General features: G+C 70.5%; 1 pseudogene. It reads right to left on the bottom strand.

The window, feature by feature from the left end:
* Window positions 1-383: pseudogene (locus HWX76_RS36485) on the bottom strand (GntR family transcriptional regulator); the annotation flags it as partial.

Genomic DNA, 383 nt, shown 5'->3' with positions numbered 1-383 from the left:
CGCGGATGGCCGGGCGGCAGCCCGTCGGTCACGCCCCACAGCGACTTGTCGCGGCCGGCCGCATACGCGTAGCGGTTCAGTTTCTCGAACGGGAACAGGCTCGGGTCCGGATACGGCGAGCCGAGCGGCACCGCGTCGTCCGTGCCGATCGAGCGCAGCGTCGACAGCACGAGCCGGCTCACGTCGACCGACGACGAGATCGCGATCGGCTTCGACGGCCGCAGTTCGCGCACCGGCGCGTGCCCGTCGTCGCGCCGCAGGTTCACGAAATAGCCGGACTGCGGCCGGCTTTCGAGCAGCCCGCGGCTTTCCAGCAGCAGATACGCATGCAGCACCGTCGTGATGCTGATCCGGTGCTGCTGGCTCGCCTGCCGCACCGACGG

The sequence above is a fragment of the Burkholderia sp. BCC0398 genome (assembly GCF_902833245.1).
Taxonomy (GTDB): domain Bacteria; phylum Pseudomonadota; class Gammaproteobacteria; order Burkholderiales; family Burkholderiaceae; genus Burkholderia; species Burkholderia sola.
The sequence above is the reverse complement of the archived record's forward strand: the minus strand, read 5'-3'. Positions and strand labels throughout refer to the sequence as shown.